The sequence below is a fragment of the Niallia sp. Sow4_A1 genome, from assembly GCF_052116745.1.
Lineage (GTDB): Bacteria > Bacillota > Bacilli > Bacillales > Cytobacillaceae > Niallia > Niallia hominis.
Genome location: NZ_JBQKKM010000152.1, coordinates 1 through 368, shown reverse-complemented (window position 1 = coordinate 368; position 368 = coordinate 1). Strand labels below are relative to the sequence as shown.

Sequence of the window (368 nt, the reverse complement as noted above, 5' to 3'; positions counted from 1 at the left end):
AGTAAAGTTGCCGGACTCGCAAGTAAAAGTGGGAAACCTGCAAGAAAAGTTGCCAAACCTGCAAGTAAGGTATGGAAGTGCAAGAAAAGTTGCCGAACTCGCAAGTAAAAGCGGGAAAGTCGCAAGAAAAGTTGCCGAACTCGCAAGTAAAAGTGGGAAAGTAGCAAGAAAAGTTGTCGAACCTGCAAGTATGGTATGGAAGCGCAAGAAAAGTAGCCGAACTCGCAAGTAAAAGTGGGAAAGTCGCAAGAAAAGTTGTCGAGCTCGCAAGTAAGGTATGGAAGTGCAAGAAAAGTAGCCGGACTCGCAAGTAAAAGTGGGAAAGTCGCAAGTAAAGTTGCCGGACTCGCAAGTAAAAGTGGGAAACC

At 45.7% G+C, this 368-nt stretch carries 1 protein-coding gene; it reads left to right on the top strand.

The features are described from left to right. Positions 1–232, top strand: a 232-nt coding sequence (locus tag ACTQ5K_RS25625; protein WP_441994464.1) for a hypothetical protein, incomplete at its 5' end; no start/stop codon positions are given. Between the last annotated feature and the right edge of the window lie 136 nt (positions 233–368).